17 protein-coding genes are annotated in these 18107 nt (G+C 61.7%); 9 read left to right on the top strand and 8 right to left on the bottom strand.

Annotated elements, in window-relative coordinates; all coding sequences use genetic code 11:
- Positions 1-238: 238 nt before the first annotated feature.
- The 5 genes from cpaB to AB4Y44_RS39665 form a co-directional block, all read right to left on the bottom strand.
- Entirely contained in the window at positions 239-1075 is an 837-nt protein-coding gene (gene cpaB, locus AB4Y44_RS39685; RefSeq protein ID WP_342921481.1) for a Flp pilus assembly protein CpaB, read from the bottom strand.
- 83 nt (positions 1076-1158) lie between these two features.
- Positions 1159-1701, bottom strand: coding sequence for a prepilin peptidase (locus AB4Y44_RS39680; protein WP_368702568.1), 543 nt, complete (start codon positions 1699-1701; stop codon positions 1159-1161).
- Positions 1702-1773: 72 nt separating this feature from the next.
- On the bottom strand, positions 1774-1944 hold the full coding sequence (locus tag AB4Y44_RS39675) for a Flp family type IVb pilin (protein WP_342921482.1): 171 nt from the start codon (positions 1942-1944) through the stop codon (positions 1774-1776).
- Positions 1945-2023: 79 nt separating this feature from the next.
- The gene (locus AB4Y44_RS39670) at positions 2024-2194 is read right to left on the bottom strand and encodes a Flp family type IVb pilin (protein WP_368702560.1); all 171 of its coding nucleotides are present in this window, start codon (positions 2192-2194) and stop codon (positions 2024-2026) included.
- Between the two features lie 99 nt (positions 2195-2293).
- Complete coding sequence (locus tag AB4Y44_RS39665; protein ID WP_342921484.1) at positions 2294-2464, bottom strand: Flp family type IVb pilin; 171 nt, start codon at positions 2462-2464, stop codon at positions 2294-2296.
- Positions 2465-3317: 853 nt separating this feature from the next.
- On the opposite strand from AB4Y44_RS39665, the gene AB4Y44_RS39660 reads away from it, so the two are divergent.
- Genes AB4Y44_RS39660 through AB4Y44_RS39645 form a run of 4 tightly spaced genes read left to right on the top strand, consistent with a single transcriptional unit; the run spans position 3318 to position 8146 of the window.
- The gene (locus tag AB4Y44_RS39660) at positions 3318-4463 is read left to right on the top strand and encodes a glycosyltransferase family 87 protein (RefSeq protein WP_368702559.1); all 1146 of its coding nucleotides are present in this window, start codon (positions 3318-3320) and stop codon (positions 4461-4463) included.
- Positions 4464-4478: 15 nt separating this feature from the next.
- Positions 4479-5750, top strand: a complete 1272-nt coding sequence (locus AB4Y44_RS39655) for a glycosyltransferase family 87 protein (RefSeq protein WP_368702558.1) — start codon at positions 4479-4481, stop codon at positions 5748-5750.
- A gap of 21 nt (positions 5751-5771) precedes the next feature.
- The gene (locus AB4Y44_RS39650; protein ID WP_368702567.1) at positions 5772-6857 is read left to right on the top strand and encodes a glycosyltransferase family 2 protein; all 1086 of its coding nucleotides are present in this window, start codon (positions 5772-5774) and stop codon (positions 6855-6857) included.
- On the top strand, positions 6854-8146 hold the full coding sequence (locus tag AB4Y44_RS39645) for a glycosyltransferase family 87 protein (RefSeq protein ID WP_368702557.1): 1293 nt from the start codon (positions 6854-6856) through the stop codon (positions 8144-8146). Before AB4Y44_RS39650 ends, AB4Y44_RS39645 begins: the two co-directional genes overlap by 4 nt.
- A 72-nt stretch (positions 8147-8218) precedes the next feature.
- Here the strand turns inward: AB4Y44_RS39645 and AB4Y44_RS39640 are convergent, their stop codons facing one another.
- The 3 genes from AB4Y44_RS39640 to AB4Y44_RS39630 form a co-directional block, all read right to left on the bottom strand.
- A complete protein-coding gene (locus AB4Y44_RS39640; RefSeq protein WP_368702556.1) occupies positions 8219-8512 on the bottom strand; it encodes a superinfection immunity protein in 294 nt (97 codons plus the stop codon).
- Between the two features lie 84 nt (positions 8513-8596).
- Positions 8597-10039 (bottom strand): glycosyltransferase family 87 protein, encoded by a 1443-nt coding sequence (locus tag AB4Y44_RS39635; RefSeq protein WP_368702555.1) that lies wholly within the window; start codon positions 10037-10039, stop codon positions 8597-8599.
- Positions 10040-10226: 187 nt separating this feature from the next.
- Positions 10227-11621, bottom strand: coding sequence for a phosphomannomutase/phosphoglucomutase (locus AB4Y44_RS39630; protein WP_368702554.1), 1395 nt, complete (start codon positions 11619-11621; stop codon positions 10227-10229).
- A gap of 248 nt (positions 11622-11869) precedes the next feature.
- Here AB4Y44_RS39630 and AB4Y44_RS39625 point away from each other — a divergent pair, with 248 nt between their 5' ends.
- The 5 genes from AB4Y44_RS39625 (at position 11870) to AB4Y44_RS39605 (ending at position 17896) form a co-directional block, all read left to right on the top strand.
- Positions 11870-13132 carry an oligosaccharide flippase family protein gene (locus tag AB4Y44_RS39625; protein ID WP_368702553.1) on the top strand — a complete coding sequence of 421 codons (1263 nt, stop codon included), beginning with the start codon at positions 11870-11872 and terminating at the stop codon, positions 13130-13132.
- Positions 13132-13968, top strand: coding sequence for a glycosyltransferase (locus AB4Y44_RS39620; protein WP_368702566.1), 837 nt, complete (start codon positions 13132-13134; stop codon positions 13966-13968). The genes AB4Y44_RS39625 and AB4Y44_RS39620 overlap by 1 nt, the downstream gene beginning before the upstream one ends.
- A 1601-nt stretch (positions 13969-15569) precedes the next feature.
- Positions 15570-16619, top strand: coding sequence for an integrase domain-containing protein (locus AB4Y44_RS39615; RefSeq protein ID WP_368702552.1), 1050 nt, complete (start codon positions 15570-15572; stop codon positions 16617-16619).
- A 59-nt stretch (positions 16620-16678) separates the two neighbouring features.
- Positions 16679-17134 carry a hypothetical protein gene (locus tag AB4Y44_RS39610; RefSeq protein ID WP_368702551.1) on the top strand — a complete coding sequence of 152 codons (456 nt, stop codon included), beginning with the start codon at positions 16679-16681 and terminating at the stop codon, positions 17132-17134.
- Positions 17135-17188: 54 nt separating this feature from the next.
- On the top strand, positions 17189-17896 hold the full coding sequence (locus AB4Y44_RS39605; RefSeq protein ID WP_368702550.1) for a hypothetical protein: 708 nt from the start codon (positions 17189-17191) through the stop codon (positions 17894-17896).
- The last annotated feature ends 211 nt before the right edge of the window (positions 17897-18107 follow it).

Raw genomic sequence — 18107 nt, 5'->3', positions numbered from 1 at the left:
TCCCGTTTGACTGCTGTGCCCAGCCCGGTGTCGAAGTCATCAACCCGGCACAAACCCAGGCAAGCGTTGCGACGCGCCACGGACGAACGCCGTTGCGGGCCCCCGTGGACCCCACGTTTACTTTGGTATCCATATCGTTATACCCCGTACTTACCTGCGTTTTAATGGCGGCTTTACCGCTCGCTCGCCCTCTGCCCGGAAGGTCATCGCTGGGTTCAGGCAGCCGTTCTGCCTGCTTTCAGAAACACTCCTGACTGCCGGTCACACCCGACAGCACACCGATACAGTTGCGCTTGGCCGGCGCACGCTCGGCGTACTTCACACGCACCGGGTGCGCCGGTTCCGGCAGCGGCACGGGTGGCGGCAGCGGACCACCGAGCAAAGTCTGCTTGGTCGCGCCGTCGGTCATGAGCTTGTTGTCGTCCACCTGATTGCGCAGGACGAGCGAGAGCGTGCCCACGCTGCGCGCCAGATCGAGCTTTTCCGCCTGCTCGGGCGTCACCTCCAGGGTCACCGCGTTCACGACCTTGGGCGCGGTGTCGTCGCGATTGACCTGCTGCGCGACGGCCAGCACCAGAATTTTTTCGAGCACGATCTTCGAGATGCTCTGCTGCTGGGTATCGGCTTTCTTCTCGGGCTCCTGCGTGTTGACGATCACGTCGACGTAGTTGCCCGGCAACGCGAAGCCCGCGACGCCTACGACGTCGTTCACGCGGACCGTGATCGCGCGATGTCCGTCGCCGATCACAGCCGATAGCCCGCCTTTGGTGCCCACGGGCGCCAGCTTCGACTCGAGCACCGGTTCGCCACGCGTGAGGCTTGCGCGCACCACCCGGCCGTCGAGATCCTTCGGTATTGCGAATGTCCCTGGCGGGAGGCTGTCCTTTGGCCAGCTGACCGTTCTGATCATCGTTTCATTGATCGGCTGGCCGAGATTGATGTCGTCCGATGCGACGGCGACGGGTACCGTGGCGCCCGACGACGTTTGCAGCAACCATTTGGAAGCGAACACCACTGCGGCGAGACCCGCCAGCAGAGCAATCGCGAGCATGACGAACGCGCGGCTGTTTTTCATGACATCCCCCGTAAGCATTCCATAACATTAGTAATCGGCGAGCCGAAAATTCGACCCTTGTCCCGTGGGCACCGGTCAGTGCTTCAGTTCACCATCGTGAACAGCACGGCAACCGTTCCCCCGGCGATCGCGACACCATACGGAATCGATCCAACCGATTCCTGCACCGTACCTGGCGATACACCTGCCACGCGCGCGGCGCGGCTCGCTCCCGCAAGCAACGCTGCGACGTTTCCCATCAGGCGGACCAGTCGTCCGCGCACCAGGGCAACCCCTAACGACCACACCCCGCCGATGATGAACGTGTTGACTGCGATATCGACGGTCGCCGCCGCTCCGAGCCAGGCACCGAGCATCATCAGCAACTTGACGTCGCCAGCCGCCATGCCGCGTAGCAAATAAAACGGCAGCAGCAGCGCGAACCCGGTCGCCGCGCCACCCAGCCAGAGCGTGCAGCCAGGAACGGCGCCGCGCAGCGCGATCTGCACCGCGAGCGCCGAGACAACGCCGACCACGATCAGCAGGTTCGGAATCCGGCGACTTACGATGTCGGTGCTGGCCGCAAGGATCGCCAAGGCGATCACACACAGCGGAACCGGCTGCGGCGGCAAGGAAACAGACAGCATCGTGAATTCCATTTGTGCGCTCCCGGGTTACGCCTGCTTTGTCATGACCAACCTCGCTCGCCAGCGCGCGGGTTAGAGCGTATTGACGATGTCGGAGAAGACGTTTTGAAGCGTGCTGCCGATCGATGCGATGCTCGCCATGATCAGCACCGTGATCAGGGCCGCGAGCATCCCATACTCAAGCGCCGTAATGCCGTTTTCGTCGCGTGCAAACCGCTTTGCCTGAGCGATGACCTTTTGCATTTTTGATCCCCTGTTAGGTGTGAATTACCGGGCGAGTGCAGCTTGCATTGCGTGCCCACTCCACTCGCCCGCGCATCAGTCAGATCGTGTTGGCGACGTCGGAGAACACGTTTTTCAACGTCGAACCGATCGATGCGATGCTGGCGATGATCAGCACCGTGATCAGACCGGCGAGCATCCCGTATTCGAGTGCCGTGATGCCGTTTTCGTCACGGGCGAAGGTCTTTGCCTGAGCAATGAGCTTTTGCATTTTTGGTCTCCAGCGAGTTATGAACCTGTTTAATCCCGGTCCGTCCGGCTATAGGGGCGAGTGCGGCTTGCGCTGCAAACCCGCTCGCCCGCGCACCGGTCAGATCGTGTTGGCAACGTCGGAGAACACGTTCTTCAGCGTCGAGCCGATCGATGCGATGCTGGCGATGATCAGCACCGTAATCAGACCGGCGAGCATCCCGTACTCGAGAGCCGTGATGCCGTTTTCGTCACGGGCGAAGGTCTTTGCCTGAGCGATGATCTTTTGCATTTTTTGATCTCCAATGGATGTGTACATGGTTAACCCCCGATTCCGTTTCCATGTGGTTTAGAGGGTGGGTTGGGCTACGTCACCGGGTTCGGCAATGCAGCCACAGGCGCAGTTCTACGCGTGTCAAACCGATGACTTTGTGCGCTTCGCCACACGCGCAACAATTTCCTGTTCCTCAACACACCAAATCGGAAAAATTGACACGCTGCATGTGGCCCACCTCGCTTAAATCGACGACATCACCTCGACCATAAGCATGCTTTATCCACCACTTTTCAGCCCCCCGAAATGACATTCCTATTCAATTCAATCTTGCATTACGCGTTTACCCCTGAAATTCGCGAACGATTCTCCTTTCGCTTCAACACGATCGTTCGTCTTCGTCATCCTTGTTTTCCACATTACGTTGATAAGTCAACCATATTTTTAATCAGGACTACAATCATTAAGCACACGCTTATACCAGACTCATGAGACACCCTCGAAGCAAAATCAGTAGTTCCCCGACTTCATCACCGCTTCGACACGCGACGCTACGTACCTTTTTCTTCAACGCTTTATTCATTGACCGCGGCCTTGCGTGCGAGTGTTAGCTCGCGAACATTGGCGATGCAGTCCGCATTGCTCCCGCTTCGCTCGTCTTCCAATAATCGTGACAACACGCAGGCACTGCCTGCCATGCAGTGCACTGCTTGCGTGTCCGGGGGAAGAAAACAGGCGGCAACACCGCCAACTGAAAATATTCAACGGGGACTACAAAAAAATGCGACCACTTGAGCGGGATGGCTCACGCTTGCAGTTGGCGGCGTGCTCCTGGCTTTCGCGCGAGAGACTCATTGCCTACAGCACCGTCATGCTCGTCATCGGTGTCGGCTTCGTGGCGCTCTGGGCCTGGGTGACTCACGGCTTTGCCGATGCAGGCGGCTGGCGCCCGGGCTCCGACCTGCTCGTATTCTGGTCCGCCAGCCACGCGGTCCTGCACGGCCAGGCCTCCACCGTCTTCGAATACTCGGCGTTCTCCCGCATCGTGGCCGCGGTGACGGGTGGCTTACCCAAGAGCGCGTTCATCCCCTGGCTGTATCCGCCCACGTTCCTCCTGTTCGTCACGCCACTCGCGCTGTTGCCGCTTCCGCTCGCCTATGTCGCTTTCCTGGGCGCGAGCGCCTTCGCGTTCGTCTGTGCAACCGTTCGCGTTTCCGGACTCGCACAAGGCCCGCTTGGCAGCGCGGCCGCTCGCTACGTCGTGCTCGCCATGCCGTGTGTGATGGTGTGTGCGATCTTCGGGCAGAACGCGCTGATTACCGCGGCGCTCGCCGCGTTTGCTATCGCATCGATCGACCGGCGACCCGTGATCGCCGGGATCTGCATCGGATTGCTGATGATCAAGCCGCAACTCGGCGTCCTGTTCCCGCTCGTTCTGATCGCGGCACGCGCATGGAGAGTGTTTGGATGGGCCGCTTTGACGGCCGTACTTTTTTTCATCGCAAGCATCGCGCTCTGCGGCTCCCCTTCGCTTCGGTTGTTCGCAGGGAATGTTGGCATGGCGCGCGAACTGATCCTCGAGCACGACGTCCGCTTCTGGCTCGCCTCACCGTCCGTGTTCGCTTCGCTGCGGCTCATTGGCGCCTCGCTCGTCGCAGCGGGACTGATGCAGGCAGCGATTGCCGTCATCGCTGCTTGCGGCGCATGGAAGATCTGGCGCACGACGCGTGAACCTGCCCTGCGTGCAGCCGCGCTCGGAACAGCCACGCTCATCGTCACACCCTATGTCTGGCACTACGAACTAACGTGGGTCGGCTTGTCATGCGCGGGGCTGCTCGCGACCGGATTGCGCCGTGGGTGGCTGCGCGGCGAGCAGCCCGTGCTGCTCCTCGTCTGGCTCCTGCCAGTGTTCGAGTTCGTCAACCAGATTCTCAGGCTGCCACAAACCGGACCCGCGATCCTGTTGCTCATGCTGCTCGCAGTGCTCCGTCGCACACGCATCGATTCCACCCAGTAGGCGAGAGACCACGCCATGAACCAGACCACCTTCAGCGATTCCATGAGCACCTCCAGGGCCACGCCCGCTCTGCCCCTGGGAACCCAACAGTCCAGCTCGCACTGGTTGAGCGGCTCGCGCCTGTGGGTCTACCCGCTCGCAGCGCTCGCCTACTATCTTGGCGTGGCGCTGGCCTACGTGTATCACCTGGTGTGGCTGAAGGACCCGCAACTGAGCGTGCTTGCCGTGGACTGCCTGCCGTTCTGGAGTGCCTCGCATCTCGCCCTGCAAGGACACGCGGTGGATGCGTATAACTTCGACATCCTGAAGCCCGTCGAGGAATATGCCGCGGGGCGGCCCGTCGGCGTCCTTCCGTGGCTCTATCCGCCGACGTTCCTGCTCTTCGTTTATCCGCTGGCACTGCTGCCGTTCACGCTCTCTGCACCCATCTTCCTGTTCGGCGCGCTCGCCCTGTTCGTCAAAGTGATCAAGACGATCGCGCCTCACCCGCGCACCACACTGCTCGCAATCGCCTTCCCGGGTTCCGCGCTCGTGCTGACGTCCGGCCAGAATGGGCTGCTCACGGCGTCACTGGTTGGGCTCGGACTGATCTTGTTGCGCCGCCGCCCGCTTCTCGCGGGGCTCTGCTTTGCACTCGTCGCGATGAAGCCACAGCTGTGCGTGCTCATTCCGCTTGCGCTACTGGCTTCACGCTCGTGGCGCGCACTGGGCGCAATGAGCGTGGGCGTGGCGCTTTCACTGGGGCTCTCGGTACTGGCTTTCGGCAGCGAAACGCTTGTCGCGTTCGTTCATAACATGGGGCTCGCCAACAGCTTCGTCGAAACGGGACGGGCCCTCCTGTTTCGCGTGCCCACGCCGTTCGCGGCGCTCAAGCTGCTCCATGCGCCAACCGCGCTCGCCAGCGGCGCACAGGCCGCATCCGCCCTGTGCGCCGCCGCCGCCGTCTGCTACGCGTGGGGCCGGCCCAGCGCTTTCGGGCTGCGCGCCGCCGTGCTCGTATGTGCCAGCATGCTCGTGAGCCCATACCTCTATGACTATGACCTGACCTGGTATGGAATCGTGATCGCATGGGTGGTCCATCACGCGCGAGACCACGGCTTTCAGCGCGGACAGCGCGAATGGCTGGCCGTACTCTGGCTTGCCCCCATTGCCGGCCTCACGCTCGTTTCTCATCTGCACGTCCCGTTCACCCCGCTCATCTCGATTGCCACGCTCTGGATGCTGATCGCGCAGATCGCGCGCGAGCGAAGCGCGCAGGCAATCTCCAACACCGCAGCCTCGTCGTAAGAGGGAGAAAACATCATGAACATGCCTATCGACGAGCAAGTGCGTCGCGCCGGACTCGCGCTCGAGACCCCGCTCATCTCCATCGTCGCTCCGTTCTACAACGAGCAGGACGGCGTCGCAGCGTTCTTCGAACAGATCATCGCGACGATGGAGTCCATTGAATCCGTGCGCTTCGAGATCGTCTGCGTCAACGACGGCAGTCGCGATGACACTCTTGAAGAGCTGGTCCTCGTGAGCCAGCGCGACCGGCGCGTCAAGGTCATCGATCTTACGCGCAACTTCGGCAAGGAGGCTGCACTCACGGCGGGTCTGCACGAAGCGTCCGGCGACGCTATCGTCGTCATCGATGCGGACCTGCAGGATCCGCCCTCGTTGATCCCCGAAATGATCCGGCGTTGGCAGCAAGGCGCGGAAGTCGTACTCGCACGGCGTGCCAGCCGCGCCTGCGATTCCTTTCTGAAGCGCACAACCGCAGCGTTGTTCTATCGCATCCACAACGCACTATCGGAATTGAAGATCCCCGAAAATGTGGGCGACTTCCGACTCATGGATCGTCTAGTGGTCAACGCGCTGCGCAGTCTTCCGGAGCGGCATCGGTTCATGAAGGGGCTGTTCGCGTGGGTCGGATTCAATACGGTCACACTCGACTATGAACGCACACCACGCAGCGCAGGCAAAACCAAGTTCTCCGGCTGGCGCCTGTGGAATTTTGCTCTCGAAGGCATTACGAGTTTCAGCACCGTGCCGTTGCGTATCTGGATGTATATCGGCGGCGCGATAGCCGCGCTCGCGTTTTGCTACGGTACGTTCATGGTCGGGCGCACGTTGCTGTTCGGCAATCCCGTGCCAGGCTACGCTTCTCTCGTTTCCGTGGTGCTCTTCATGAGCGGCATACAACTGGTCGGCATCGGTGTCATTGGCGAATATGTCGGGCGTATTTACGACGAGTCAAAAGAGCGGCCCGTCTACCTCGTGCGCCGGTGCTACGAGGCGCGTGCCAGCATCAGCGTCCTGCCGGTCGAACGCGCAGAGGCACGTACTCATAGCGCGCCACTGGAACTGGTTAGCTGGCGTGGCGCGTCGAAGGTGCGAGCAGCCGGCCGATGAAGATGCGCCGATCAAGGGTTGCGGTAAATGCGCAGGGCCTCGCGATACGCGTTGCGACCCAGGCCAGCCACAATACAGCTACGGCAAAACAACAGCCGTGGCTGTGCCGTGAACGAATCAGGTTGTACAGCGCGGCACTCTTCGTCTTGCAGGCCGCGCTAGTCGGAATCTGGGCGGTGTGCTATTGGGGCCTCCATAAAGAAGGGGTCCCGCTCCCCGGCTCGGATTTTCGGGTCTTCTGGTGCGCCTCTGAGGTTTCACTGCGCCACGGGGCCGCGGCGGCGTTCGACAACCAGCGGCTTCTGGCCTGCGAGGCGTCGCTGCAGGCGGGCACGCCTTTGGCGGATATGTTCGGACCGTGGATCTACCCGCCGACGTTTCAGCTGCTCGTGTACCCGCTCGCATCGCTGCCCTACGCCGCTTCGTACACACTCTTTATGGGTGTCGGCGTTGCGGGGTGCTTGCTCGCCTGCATGCCAGCGATGAGGCAGAATACTTTGCCCTGGGCGACGGTCGTCGCGTTTCCGGGCATTTGGGTAACGATGGTCTATGGGCAGAACTCTCTGCTAACACTTGCACTGGCAGCCGGTGCGCTCGGCATCCTCGAGACTGCGCCGATTCTTGCAGGTATCTGTGCGGGCATGCTCGTGATCAAGCCTCAATTGGGCATCCTGTTCCCACTGTTCTTTCTGTGCGGCCGCCATTTTCGAGCCTGCGCCGCAACGATCTTGACGGCGACCGTCCTCGGCGCCGCAAGCGCCGCGCTGTTTGGCTTGTCGCTATGGATGAAGTTCTTTCAAGCCGCGGCGTGGTTTCAGGATGTCGCACTAGTACAAGGCGAAGGCCATCTCTGGCGTGCCATGCCCACTGTCTTCGCGTTCTTGCGTGCGGCCGGCGTAGGCGCGGGCGCGGCGTACTCGATACACGTCGCAATCGCCCTCGCGGCGGTGCTGGCCACTTCGATGGCCTGGGCGCGCCGGATGAACCGGGAACTGCTCGCGGCGGCCGCCATCGTCACCACGCTCATGATTCAGCCCTATCTCGTGTACTACGATCTCGCCTGGCTGCTTCTACCTGTCGTGTGCATTTGCGCCCACGCTAATGCACGCCACTCATCAACGTCTCTTTCCGCTATGGACTATGCCTTCGTGACGCTGGCGTGGTTCACGCCCCTGCTGTCGTTTCTCTCGATCTGCAATACGACGGCCACGCACTCATGGGCGGCATTCCTGCTCCCTGCGTGGCTCATTCTGATACTCATACGCGCCTCACGCGACCACGCGAAATAGTCGTACGGGGCTGCGGCATTCGCCGGCCGCAAGCTGCAGCGTGCGACCGACGATGTGTGGATGTGAAGTTACTCAGCGAAAGACCGTCCGCACCTCCTTGTCGATTCTCGCATTTGCAGGCGCGCGATCGCTCATTTCAGATCCGGTCTTCTGAACGGCAGTCATCGCCCACAGGAAAGCGGCAAACCAGCCGAGCACGGTCCATCCGAGCAGCATGTTAAGCCTCGTAATGGCGCGTCGCTTACGGTGCATACCTTGGAAGGCGATGATCGAAGGAAGGAAATACAGCAACACCAACATGGCGAGAAGCCCGCCCGAATCACTGGGCGTGTGCCCGGCACCGGTGCTCGATTGATCGTTACGCATGTTGTCCCCCGTAAGTCAACGCAAGCGTGAAATCACGCGACGCGCCTCTGACGCCACCTGGCTGTGTACCAGCTCTGAATGGCGTTATTTTGCAGCTAACCCGGTCCCTGCATTGATATCTGCCAGCTGCCGCTTGCCAGCGCGCACAGCCTGTTGCGCGAGGTGGCGCCGCACGATGACTATCAACAGCGCGAATACGATGACAGGTACATAAACGCCGGTCGCCCAATCCCCAGGGGTATAGAAGACGAGCGGCGAGAGCCATGCGCTCACTACCGCGACCCCATCGCCGCGAAGCCAGCCGTTGCGGGCACCATCGCGCACGAGCCACAGCATCGGCAAGCCGAGCAGAAGCAGGTCGTAGGGCATCACATAGGTCGGCACCAGCAGCGTGGCGAGTACGAGCACCGACGCCCGCAACTCGAATCGCGCGCGCACGGCCCAAAGCCAGGCGACGGCGCTCGCGGCCAGCGCCGCCACGACCGCGTGCAAGCCATACGCGGTCGGCACGGCCACGCCGAAATGGCGCGCGGCGCCGAACACCGTCGATATGCCGCGCGGCCACCGGTCTGAATACTCGACGACGAACTGGCTAAAGGCGGGCAATGCCTGCGCAAAGCGGGAGAACGTGTCGAATCCGAGCACCAGCCCGGCGAGTGCGGAGAACGCGCCGACAGTCAGCGCCGCCGACGCGAAGGCGCGCCAATGCCTGCCGAACAGCAACGCAATGGGAATCACGAGGCCCAGTTGCGGTTTAATGGCCAGCAATCCGAAGCAAATGCCTGCGAGCCATGGGCGCCTGGCGAGCGAGATGAGTCCCAGCCCCATGAGCCCAAACGTCAAAAATGAGTTCTGCCCGGCGCCCGCCGCGACCCAGACGGCAGGAAAAGCGACAACCGACAGCCACCATGAGGCGTTCCGCACTGCAGGCAGGATGCGCGCGCACACGTGGTATGCGAAGGCCATGCCTGTCGATACATAGGCGAGATACGAGACGGGGAAAGGCAGCAACGCGGCCGGGAGCATGACCAGCAAAAACGTGGGCGGATAGGTCCACGGCGTGACGAAGGGCGTCGGCAGCATGTTCTGCAGCGGCAACGCAATCCGCTCGATGAGGGCAGTGTCGAACACGCTGGCTGCCGGCCCATGCAGCGCGAGCCAGGAGGCGCTCCAGAATACGGCGAAATCCCAACCTGGCGGGCTGACGTTGGGTATCCGGTCGATGCAGCCAAACCAGACCCGTAGCGAAAAATAGCCAATGTTCACCAGCACCACGAAAGCCGCGTAAATACGGATACGCTGCCCGTCGAGCCAGGCGGGCGCCGCGTGCAATGGCCGGGAACCGCGATGGATGGAATCGTCGCGCACGATCATGCCGCCTGCCTGGCTGAGGCGATCGAAACACGTTCGCCGGTCGCAATGACTCCAGCGACTCCGAACCTGGTTCTGAACCCGATGACACGCAGCATCCCCCGGCCCTCCTTGACATGCGCGACGCTCGGGCCGGGAGAGCTCGACGCCCGCCATTCAGTCTGGCGGCGCATCTCGTGCCGGTCGTGCCTCGCGACAGCTTGTATCCCGAAGTATGGGCGAACAGCTTGCCCCGCGACAGTCACAATGCGTGCGTAAACGTTCGCGAGCCCGCATACAACCGTTAAACCGGTCGTGTGCGGGCTCGCTGTCTACGTAGCGGCGGGCCGCCGGGGCGTCTTCGTCAGAACGGCAGCTTCGCGTCCGGCTTCTCGGCGAGAATCACGCGCTTGAAGTCGGCCTGGATGCGCGCAAGCGCCGCGTCGTTATCAGCCTCGAAGCGCATCACGACGACAGGCGTGGTGTTCGACGAGCGGGCAAGACCAAAGCCGTCCGGGTATTCCACGCGCAGGCCGTCGATGGTGATGACCTCGTCGGCACCCGTGAACTTCGCGTTCTTCTGCAGCTTGCCGATCAGCTCGAAGTTCTCGCCTTCCTCGAGCTTCAGTTGCAGCTCGGGCGTGGCATGCGAGTTCGGCAGGTCGTTGAGCAGCTTGCTCGGATCGGCGACGCGCGAGAGGATTTCGAGCAGACGCGCGCCCGTGTACAGGCCGTCGTCGAAGCCGTACCAGCGGTCCTTGAAGAACACGTGGCCGCTCATTTCACCCGCGAGCGGCGCGCCGGTTTCGCGCAGCTTCGCCTTCACGAGCGAGTGGCCCGTCTTCCACATGAGCGGCTCGCCGCCCTTTTCCTTCACCCACTTCGCGAGATTGCGCGTGCACTTCACGTCGTAAATGATCTGCTTGCCCGGATTGCGCGAGAGCACTTCCTCGGCGAACAGCATGAGCTGGCGATCGGGGTAGATGATCTGGCCGTCCTTGGTCACGACGCCCAGACGGTCGCCGTCGCCGTCGAACGCGAAACCGATTTCCGCATCCGTTTCCTTGAGCGCCCGGATCACGTCCTGCAGATTCTCGGGGTGCGCCGGGTCCGGATGGTGGTTCGGGAAATTGCCGTCCACTTCCGTGAAGAGCTCGACCAGCTCGCAGCCCATCGCCTTGAACAGGCGCGGCGCCAGATCGCCCGCCACGCCGTTGCCGGTGTCGACGACGATCTTGATCGGGCGCGCGAGCTTCACGTCGCTCAGGATGCGATCGACATACGCGTCCGCGATGTCGTACTTCGTGTAGCTGCCCTCGCCCGCGTCGAATCGGTCTGCCACGATGCGGTCGTACAGCGCGAGGATCTGGTCGCCGTAGATCGCCTTGCCGCGCAGGACCATCTTGAAGCCGTTGTAGTCGGGCGGATTGTGGCTGCCCGTCACGACGATGCACGAGTCCACGTTGCGCTCGCCGCCCACCAGCTTGAGCGGCACGCTCGCGGCGAAGTAGCCCACGGGCGTGGGCACCATGCCGACGTCGACCACGTCCACGCCGGCCTCGCACAGGCCGTCGGCCAGTGCACGCGAGAGATCGGGACCCGAGAGCCGGCCGTCGCGCGCGATCACCACGGCGTCGCCGCCCTGCGCGCGCACTTCGCTGCCGAACGCGCGGCCGATGGCGCGCGCGGTGTCGGTGTCGAGCGTCTTGCCGATCACGCCGCGAATGTCATATGCCTTGAAAATCGATTTCGAAATCATGTTGAGGCTCACGTCCAGATGGGGATTCGGGTCTATTCGTAACACAGACAGGCGCCTGTAAGCCTTCGGAGTTACGAAAAGTGGGTTCCGTTACAAACTATAATTGCCGTTTTTCGGCAGTGGTATGCACCCATTTTAATGCTTCGCCGTTTCCTTTTATTGCCAAAATATTCGTCAAAAATGGCGGAAAGATTGCGCATGCCGCGTGCCTGCCCCTTTTTTAGCGCTTCCCGCCACGGCGAGGCGCGATGTTGAGCCTCAAGCGCTTTGGCAACCCCGACGTTGCCCGCGCGTTTGCAAACATCGTGTGGCTGGGCCTCGAGCGCGTCACGCAGATCGCGGTGGCCATCGTCATCAGCGGCGTGCTCGCACGCTATTTCGGCCCTGACGTCTTCGGCAAGTGGCAGTACGCCAACACGCTGCTGCTCGTGCTCGCGCCCGTGACCTGGGTGTGCGGCGCCGAGATTCTCGTGCCCACCATCGTCAACCGGCCGCCGGAGCAGCTCGGCACGGTGCTCGGGAGCGCGTTTGCGCTGCGCATCGGCGTGTCGGCGGCGGCGCTGCTCGTCACGTGGGCCGGCATCGCGCTCGGCGTGACCGATCCGATGGTCGGCGCCATGCTCGCCGGGCTCGCCGTGACGATGCTGTTTCGCGAGCCGTTCGTGGGTGTGATCAACGCCTGGCTGCAGAGCATGACGTACAGCAAGCCGCAATTGCTCGCGAGCATGACGACGGCGGTGATCAAGGCGCTGCTCGTGTACCTGCTTGCGCGGGCGGCGTTCGCGCCCGCCACCTTCGGCTGGCTCTGGGCGCTCGAATCGGCAGCGATTGGCGCGGCGCTCGTGCTCTACTTCCGGCGCCGCCACGGCGGCAAGCTCAGCTGGCACGTGGACCGCTCGCTCTTCAAGCACTACGCGAGCGCGGGCACGGTGTTCTGGCTCGGGCTCATCTGCATGTACCTGTTCCTGAAGCTCGACCGCCTGATGCTCGAGCGCACGATCTCGTTCGCCGATCTCGGCCGCTACTCCGCCGCGCAGCAGCTCAACGAGAACTGGATCACGCTCGCGCTCATGCTCTCGCAGACGATCGCGCCCGCCTTCGTCTACCGCGTGCAGCAGACCGCGCAGTTGCGCCGCAATCTCGTGCGTCTCTTCGCGATGACGGCCGTGCTGATGGTGGCCGGCGCGCTCGTGCTCGATGCGCTCGCGGGCTTCATCATCGGCCGCGTGTTCGGGCCAGACTATGAAGGCGCGATCGGCATTTTTCGCTGGGCTGTTTGGCTTTCGGTGCCGGCGGGACTCGAGGCCATCGGCAACCTCGTCGTGCTCAAATATCAGGCGAAATTCGTGCTGCTCGCGAAATGGCTGCTTGCGCTCGCGGTGGCCTTCGCCGTGAATCTCGTGGCGATCCCGCGACTCGGCTCGTATGGCGCGCTGTGCGGCCTCGCGGCAGGCTATCTCGCGGCGGCCTGCGTGAACCTCTACTACATCCGCTTCAAACTCGCTTCATGATGAATTCCGCCGCGCTTCCTTTGCGCGATGCACGCGAGGGCGTGCTTGCCGACGTCGCCGTTCTCATGCCCGCATACAACGGCCAGGACGATGTCGCCCGAACGCTCGCTTCATTCGACGAAAACGCAACGATCTATGCGCTCGTCGTCGACGATGGCAGCACGCCGCCGATCGTCGCGCCTGAGGTGCCGGGCATGTGCGTGGAAGTTTTGCGGATGGCGAAGAACGGCGGCATCGAGCGCGCGTTGCAGGCGGGTGTCGAGGCGCTCGCGGCGCGCGGGTTTCGCTATGCGGCGCGTATCGATGCAGGCGATCTCGCCGCGCCTCAGCGCCTCGCGAAACAGCGCGCGCGCATGGAAGCGGAACCCACGCTCGCGGCGCTCGGCACGTGGACCCAGGTGGTCAATCGCGCGGGCGAGCCGCTTTTCATGCTGCGCCCTAGCAGCGATGCACGCGAGTTGCGCCGTACGCGCCTCTTGCGCTCGCCGCTCGTGCATCCTTCGGTGATGCTGCGTATTGATGCCGTGCTCGCTGTAGGCAACTATCGCGTCCAGTATCCAGCCGCTGAGGACCTTGATCTGTTCCTGCGCCTCATGGAGCACTACGAGTGCGCGAACCTGCCTGAACTCGGTCTGTACTACGAACTCAATGAAGGCGGCATTAGCGCGACGAAGCGGCGGCGGCAGATCGTCTCCACCCTGCGTCTGCAGCTACGCTATCTGAACGTGCTGAACTGGCGCGACTGGGCGGGCGTGGCGAAGAGCCTGCTTCACTTCGTGACGCCGTACCGCACCTTGCAGAAGGTGAAGCGCGCGCTGTTTGCCCAAGGCACGTAGCGAGGCACCACAGCTGCGATCCTGCTGTTCGTTGTGGAATTGCGTCAAGGTGATGACCTCAACACGCACCCAACCCGTCCAGACCCGCGCCGGCAGCCAACAGATCCAGTCCCAATATGGCTCCCCGCGCATTTAAGCCGCGGGCACGGCTTGGGAAACGTGGCAAGTGCCTTTGCCCGCGCTTGCTGGGACACGTCCTTGCCGCGCGGCGTAACCTCGGGCGCGGCTCGCCTATGGCGCAAGCCGCAAGGTCTACCGGGCAACAGCCGCCAGCACGGTTCCGCGATCGGAACGATGAGCGTATAGGCATCGGCAATGATGCACATCGCGAAGGAAGCGCTTGACTATCCTCATACGATTGAGATTAAATGTCGCTGCTGTCGCTCATCAGAGCATCGACCGTTAAACCGCTTTTTGCGGGTAAGGGCTCTTATCGCCCAAAATTCTTTTGAAACGTTGATCTAGCCTCACCACGCTAGACCGAAGAATGCAATGCTCCCTTTCGGGGAGCCCGTCGAGTAGTCGGTTTTTTCGCCGACGTAGGCGAATATCCTATGCATTCGTGCTACCCCCCGCATGGTCGCTTCGTGACTGCGCGCGGCTTCCAGGTCGCCTCATCATTCTCGTCGTCGCTTACGCCTGCTGGTTCAACAACCTTGGTGTGAGCTCACGCGAAGCATACCTCCCTTCATACATCGCTAACCGGCACCGACGGTCTATCCGCTGACGGTCCTGCGACACCTTTGAAAAGTCTCGCGCCGCAAGGCGCTAAACAGATCTGACTCGCACAAAAGAAGGCCTTGCAGCCTCACTTTTGACCGGCGCAATAATGGTCAACGACGATTCACTGATCGCTCATCCTTTCCTCGCCTTGCTGGAGCCAAGTGCTCCCCGAAGCGTCGTGTGGCATTTTTGTGCGGGGTTCTGTTTTCCCGCCTGAACGCTGCACACGTTACTTGCCCAAATCGAAGGGGGCTACCCGAAGGCATGACTGAGCTCCTGGTGCAACCGGGATCAGTAGCATGTCTCAATTGTCCGCTTGCGGACAATCGTGGTCCTTCTTCGCATCTTTGAAACGCTCGAGCTCATCGAACGTTCTGGTCTGCCACGCGCCGCTCTGGCGCACATCAACCCGTTCACACGCCCTCAAGCGCGATCCCGACGTGACTCGTTCACCCGAGGTTCCGCCCACATCGTGCTCGCCCTCACGCGAGCCGTCATCGCCCACGTGCTGCATGCACACAAATGCGGTTGAACATCGAATGCGTCGCCTGGCGACGCGCGGTGTTCATACCGCCCCCGGGGCTCTCATTTCCAAGCGCAGACCTTTCCACCGGTTCTAACCGGGGACCCTCAGCTAAACCGCCTCTGCCCATCTTTTTGCATTTCCGAATCACAGCAGGTCAACGTCGCACCCTCGTTGGCCCTGCTCAATCACGTGTCCCTTGCGGACACGACGCCACCGCAGCCGGTGGCAACAGGTGCCCTCATGTGCGTCGCCGCCCCGCGCATGAGGCTGAAGTACAGGCGGAGAAACCAGCCAGCCACAGGAAAGGAACCCTATGGGACGAAGATCAAGAGGCGTCAACCACGCCGCACAGATGAGTCGGGACGCCGGCGGAAGCAAAGACTCACAGAAGCACCGCCGCTTGCACTGGAGTGAGTTCTCGCGTTTCGCCGCGCGCGTTGGCCACACGCTGGAAGCGGTGGACCAGGCGGAAGACTGGATGCTCGAATACTTCGTCTGGTTCCTCGTTGCCGGGGCGATGAAACCTGGCACCCTCGCGAACTATCGAGCGTCGCTCTCAGTGATTCAAGGTACGGCCGGCCAGGATGTGTCCCGCTCAACCCGCAGTCGAGATCTCCAGCTCGAGCGACGAGACCGGCATGGCAGGCATCGAGCGCGTACGCCCCAGGAATTCAACGACCTGCTCGCCGCAGCGCAGGCGTTCGACAGCAGCGTCGTGCACGTGATTCGCCTGATGCGTTGGCTTGGACTTCGCATGCGCGAGGCACTCATGTGCGGCAAGTCACTGGAAACGTGGCGAGATCTGATCTTGCAGGGAGATCGACGCCTGCCTGTCGAACGCGGAGCCAAGAACGGCCGCCCGCGCCGCACCGAAGTGCTGGCCGACCATGTCGACGAGACGCTCGACGCAATCAACAAAGCGCTGGCGTTCTGCCGCGATCGCGACTTTGAGTTGGTGAGCGGCTGCCACGACGATCTCAAAAGCGCGAAGGCCCGTCTGAAATCACGCTTCGAGCAATTGCCAATGCGTCGGGAACTCGCGAGCCACAGTCTGCGATTCACGTATGCGGTCGACTTCGCTAACGCCGCACTGGATCGCGGCGTACCACCAGTCGACGTACTGACCCAGCTCTCGGACCGCCTCGGTCACGGACCGTCGCGGGTGAAGATGATTCTCGAGGTCTACTGCTGGCAAATCCGCCATCGGTTCCCAGAAAAAATCCACTTGCCAAGCGACTTCGTTCCCCGCAAGCAAACGAAGGACGCCGCGGTGTCCGCGACGAGCCGCTCCGAGGATCGATCCGCGCCTCACGAGCCTGCCGACAGGCGGCGAAGGCCAGCGGGTGGACGCCGTCTTCAAACGAATCATGGAGGAAAAAGGCTCAGACAAAAACTCTTTTAATCTGCACTACAAATTACCCCACGGCTACGAACCAAACACTTACAAAGGAGCAAGACAACGTGCTGGAATCCCCACTCACAGAGGAAGCGCGCGGCGCGCTTAACCGATACAGCAGCGAGAACGCCGTCAATACGCTGCTACCACTATGGCGACAGTTTGAAGATTTCCTCCAATCGCGCGGCCTATCGCCCACTTCCATCCTCGATATTCCGGAAGACGCGCTTCATGCATACGCGCGCCATCTCGACTACCGGGACTGCCATGTCGATGACGCGCTGGTCGCACTTAGCGCCGTGCTCCTTGTATGCCTGCACGCAGGCTACAGCGGCAAAGTTCTGCGCTCCGTTGTGATCCCGCGTATTCGTCGCCCCATCGAGAACCGACAGTGGGACGCATTTCGCTTGCGAACCTACCAGCCGCTCGAATCCTCGCAACTCGCCCGTAGTCGCAGACGCCGGGCCAAGCGCGAAGCGTATGCACAGGATACGGTTCGCGCCGACGTTAATCGCAAGTAAGCAACGTCCTTAATGCCTTTCATCGCTCCATCTACAACCATCGAAGGATCAACCATGACTCATCTGATTGTGGCTCACTTTCAAAGCTCGAACGGTGCCGCGCAAAATTCAGCAGCGCAAGTTCTTCACGCACAGACTGGAGGATTGCTCATCAATCCCGGCCCGCTTGATATGGCCGGAGAGCACGAGAGCAACACACGTTTGGAGGCCACTGAAAAAGCACTGCAGGATCACTACTGCACCTTGATGACATCCCGGCGCGGGGGAATTATCGACGTGTCGCCTGAAGACCGGAAAGCCATGATCGCATTCATCCAGGCAAGGCGCCCTGTTCTTACCGAACTGAAAACGATCATCGTGTCGACGTCTCCGGACACCGCATCACAGCAGGCTGCCGTAGAAACGCTTGCGGAACTAAGTGCAGCGGGTGTGGCTGCGTCCTGCATCCGAATCCTCTGTACCGACGCCCCAGCGAACGCCGCCCTCGAGGAGGTCTACCCCATCATGGCCGAATATGCGCGTGAAGTGGAGATCACGCTATTGCCCGAGGCGACGCTTCCGGGATCAACGTCTTTTGCGAAGGCTCAGCAATTCAAGATGCCGATCGCCGCTGTCTTGAACCGCGCTGTCGATTTCGAAACCGAGTTGACCGCGGCGCGACTCAATGGCGCGCCCGAGAAAGTCATGCATGGACTCGCCCACAAGGTAATCGCGCAGCGCGATCTTCTCGACACGGCGGGCGCGTTCAAACGTAAGCGGTAGTTTTTCCTCACATAGATCCTGAGCTGAAAACAGCGCAGGATGTGTCCACGGTTTTTTAATGGACACACCCTTCATGGACGAGAACTGCGCAGATTTTTTGCCCTTGCGTGCGACCAACGTTGGTGTCGAAGGCAAGCGGACTTTCGACAAACGTGACAAACAGAGGCTGATTGAAGCCTGCCTGAAACCGGGCGTGTCGATCGCGGGTATG

This window comes from Paraburkholderia sp. BR10937 (assembly GCF_040965695.1).
Taxonomy (GTDB): domain Bacteria; phylum Pseudomonadota; class Gammaproteobacteria; order Burkholderiales; family Burkholderiaceae; genus Paraburkholderia.
This window is presented reverse-complemented; position numbering and strand designations above follow the sequence as displayed.

Coding starts and splice junctions, on each gene's coding strand:
- cpaB (WP_342921481.1), bottom strand. CDS start 1,075: ATGAAAAACAGCCGCGCGTTCGTCATGCTCGCGATTGCTCTGCTGGCG.
- AB4Y44_RS39680 (WP_368702568.1), bottom strand. CDS start 1,701: ATGCTGTCTGTTTCCTTGCCGCCGCAGCCGGTTCCGCTGTGTGTGATC.
- AB4Y44_RS39675 (WP_342921482.1), bottom strand. CDS start 1,944: ATGCAAAAGGTCATCGCTCAGGCAAAGCGGTTTGCACGCGACGAAAAC.
- AB4Y44_RS39670 (WP_368702560.1), bottom strand. CDS start 2,194: ATGCAAAAGCTCATTGCTCAGGCAAAGACCTTCGCCCGTGACGAAAAC.
- AB4Y44_RS39665 (WP_342921484.1), bottom strand. CDS start 2,464: ATGCAAAAGATCATCGCTCAGGCAAAGACCTTCGCCCGTGACGAAAAC.
- AB4Y44_RS39660 (WP_368702559.1), top strand. CDS start 3,318: ATGCTCGTCATCGGTGTCGGCTTCGTGGCGCTCTGGGCCTGGGTGACT.
- AB4Y44_RS39655 (WP_368702558.1), top strand. CDS start 4,479: ATGAACCAGACCACCTTCAGCGATTCCATGAGCACCTCCAGGGCCACG.
- AB4Y44_RS39650 (WP_368702567.1), top strand. CDS start 5,772: ATGCCTATCGACGAGCAAGTGCGTCGCGCCGGACTCGCGCTCGAGACC.
- AB4Y44_RS39645 (WP_368702557.1), top strand. CDS start 6,854: ATGAAGATGCGCCGATCAAGGGTTGCGGTAAATGCGCAGGGCCTCGCG.
- AB4Y44_RS39640 (WP_368702556.1), bottom strand. CDS start 8,512: ATGCGTAACGATCAATCGAGCACCGGTGCCGGGCACACGCCCAGTGAT.
- AB4Y44_RS39635 (WP_368702555.1), bottom strand. CDS start 10,039: ATGGCGGGCGTCGAGCTCTCCCGGCCCGAGCGTCGCGCATGTCAAGGA.
- AB4Y44_RS39630 (WP_368702554.1), bottom strand. CDS start 11,621: ATGATTTCGAAATCGATTTTCAAGGCATATGACATTCGCGGCGTGATC.
- AB4Y44_RS39625 (WP_368702553.1), top strand. CDS start 11,870: ATGTTGAGCCTCAAGCGCTTTGGCAACCCCGACGTTGCCCGCGCGTTT.
- AB4Y44_RS39620 (WP_368702566.1), top strand. CDS start 13,132: ATGAATTCCGCCGCGCTTCCTTTGCGCGATGCACGCGAGGGCGTGCTT.
- AB4Y44_RS39615 (WP_368702552.1), top strand. CDS start 15,570: ATGAGTCGGGACGCCGGCGGAAGCAAAGACTCACAGAAGCACCGCCGC.
- AB4Y44_RS39605 (WP_368702550.1), top strand. CDS start 17,189: ATGACTCATCTGATTGTGGCTCACTTTCAAAGCTCGAACGGTGCCGCG.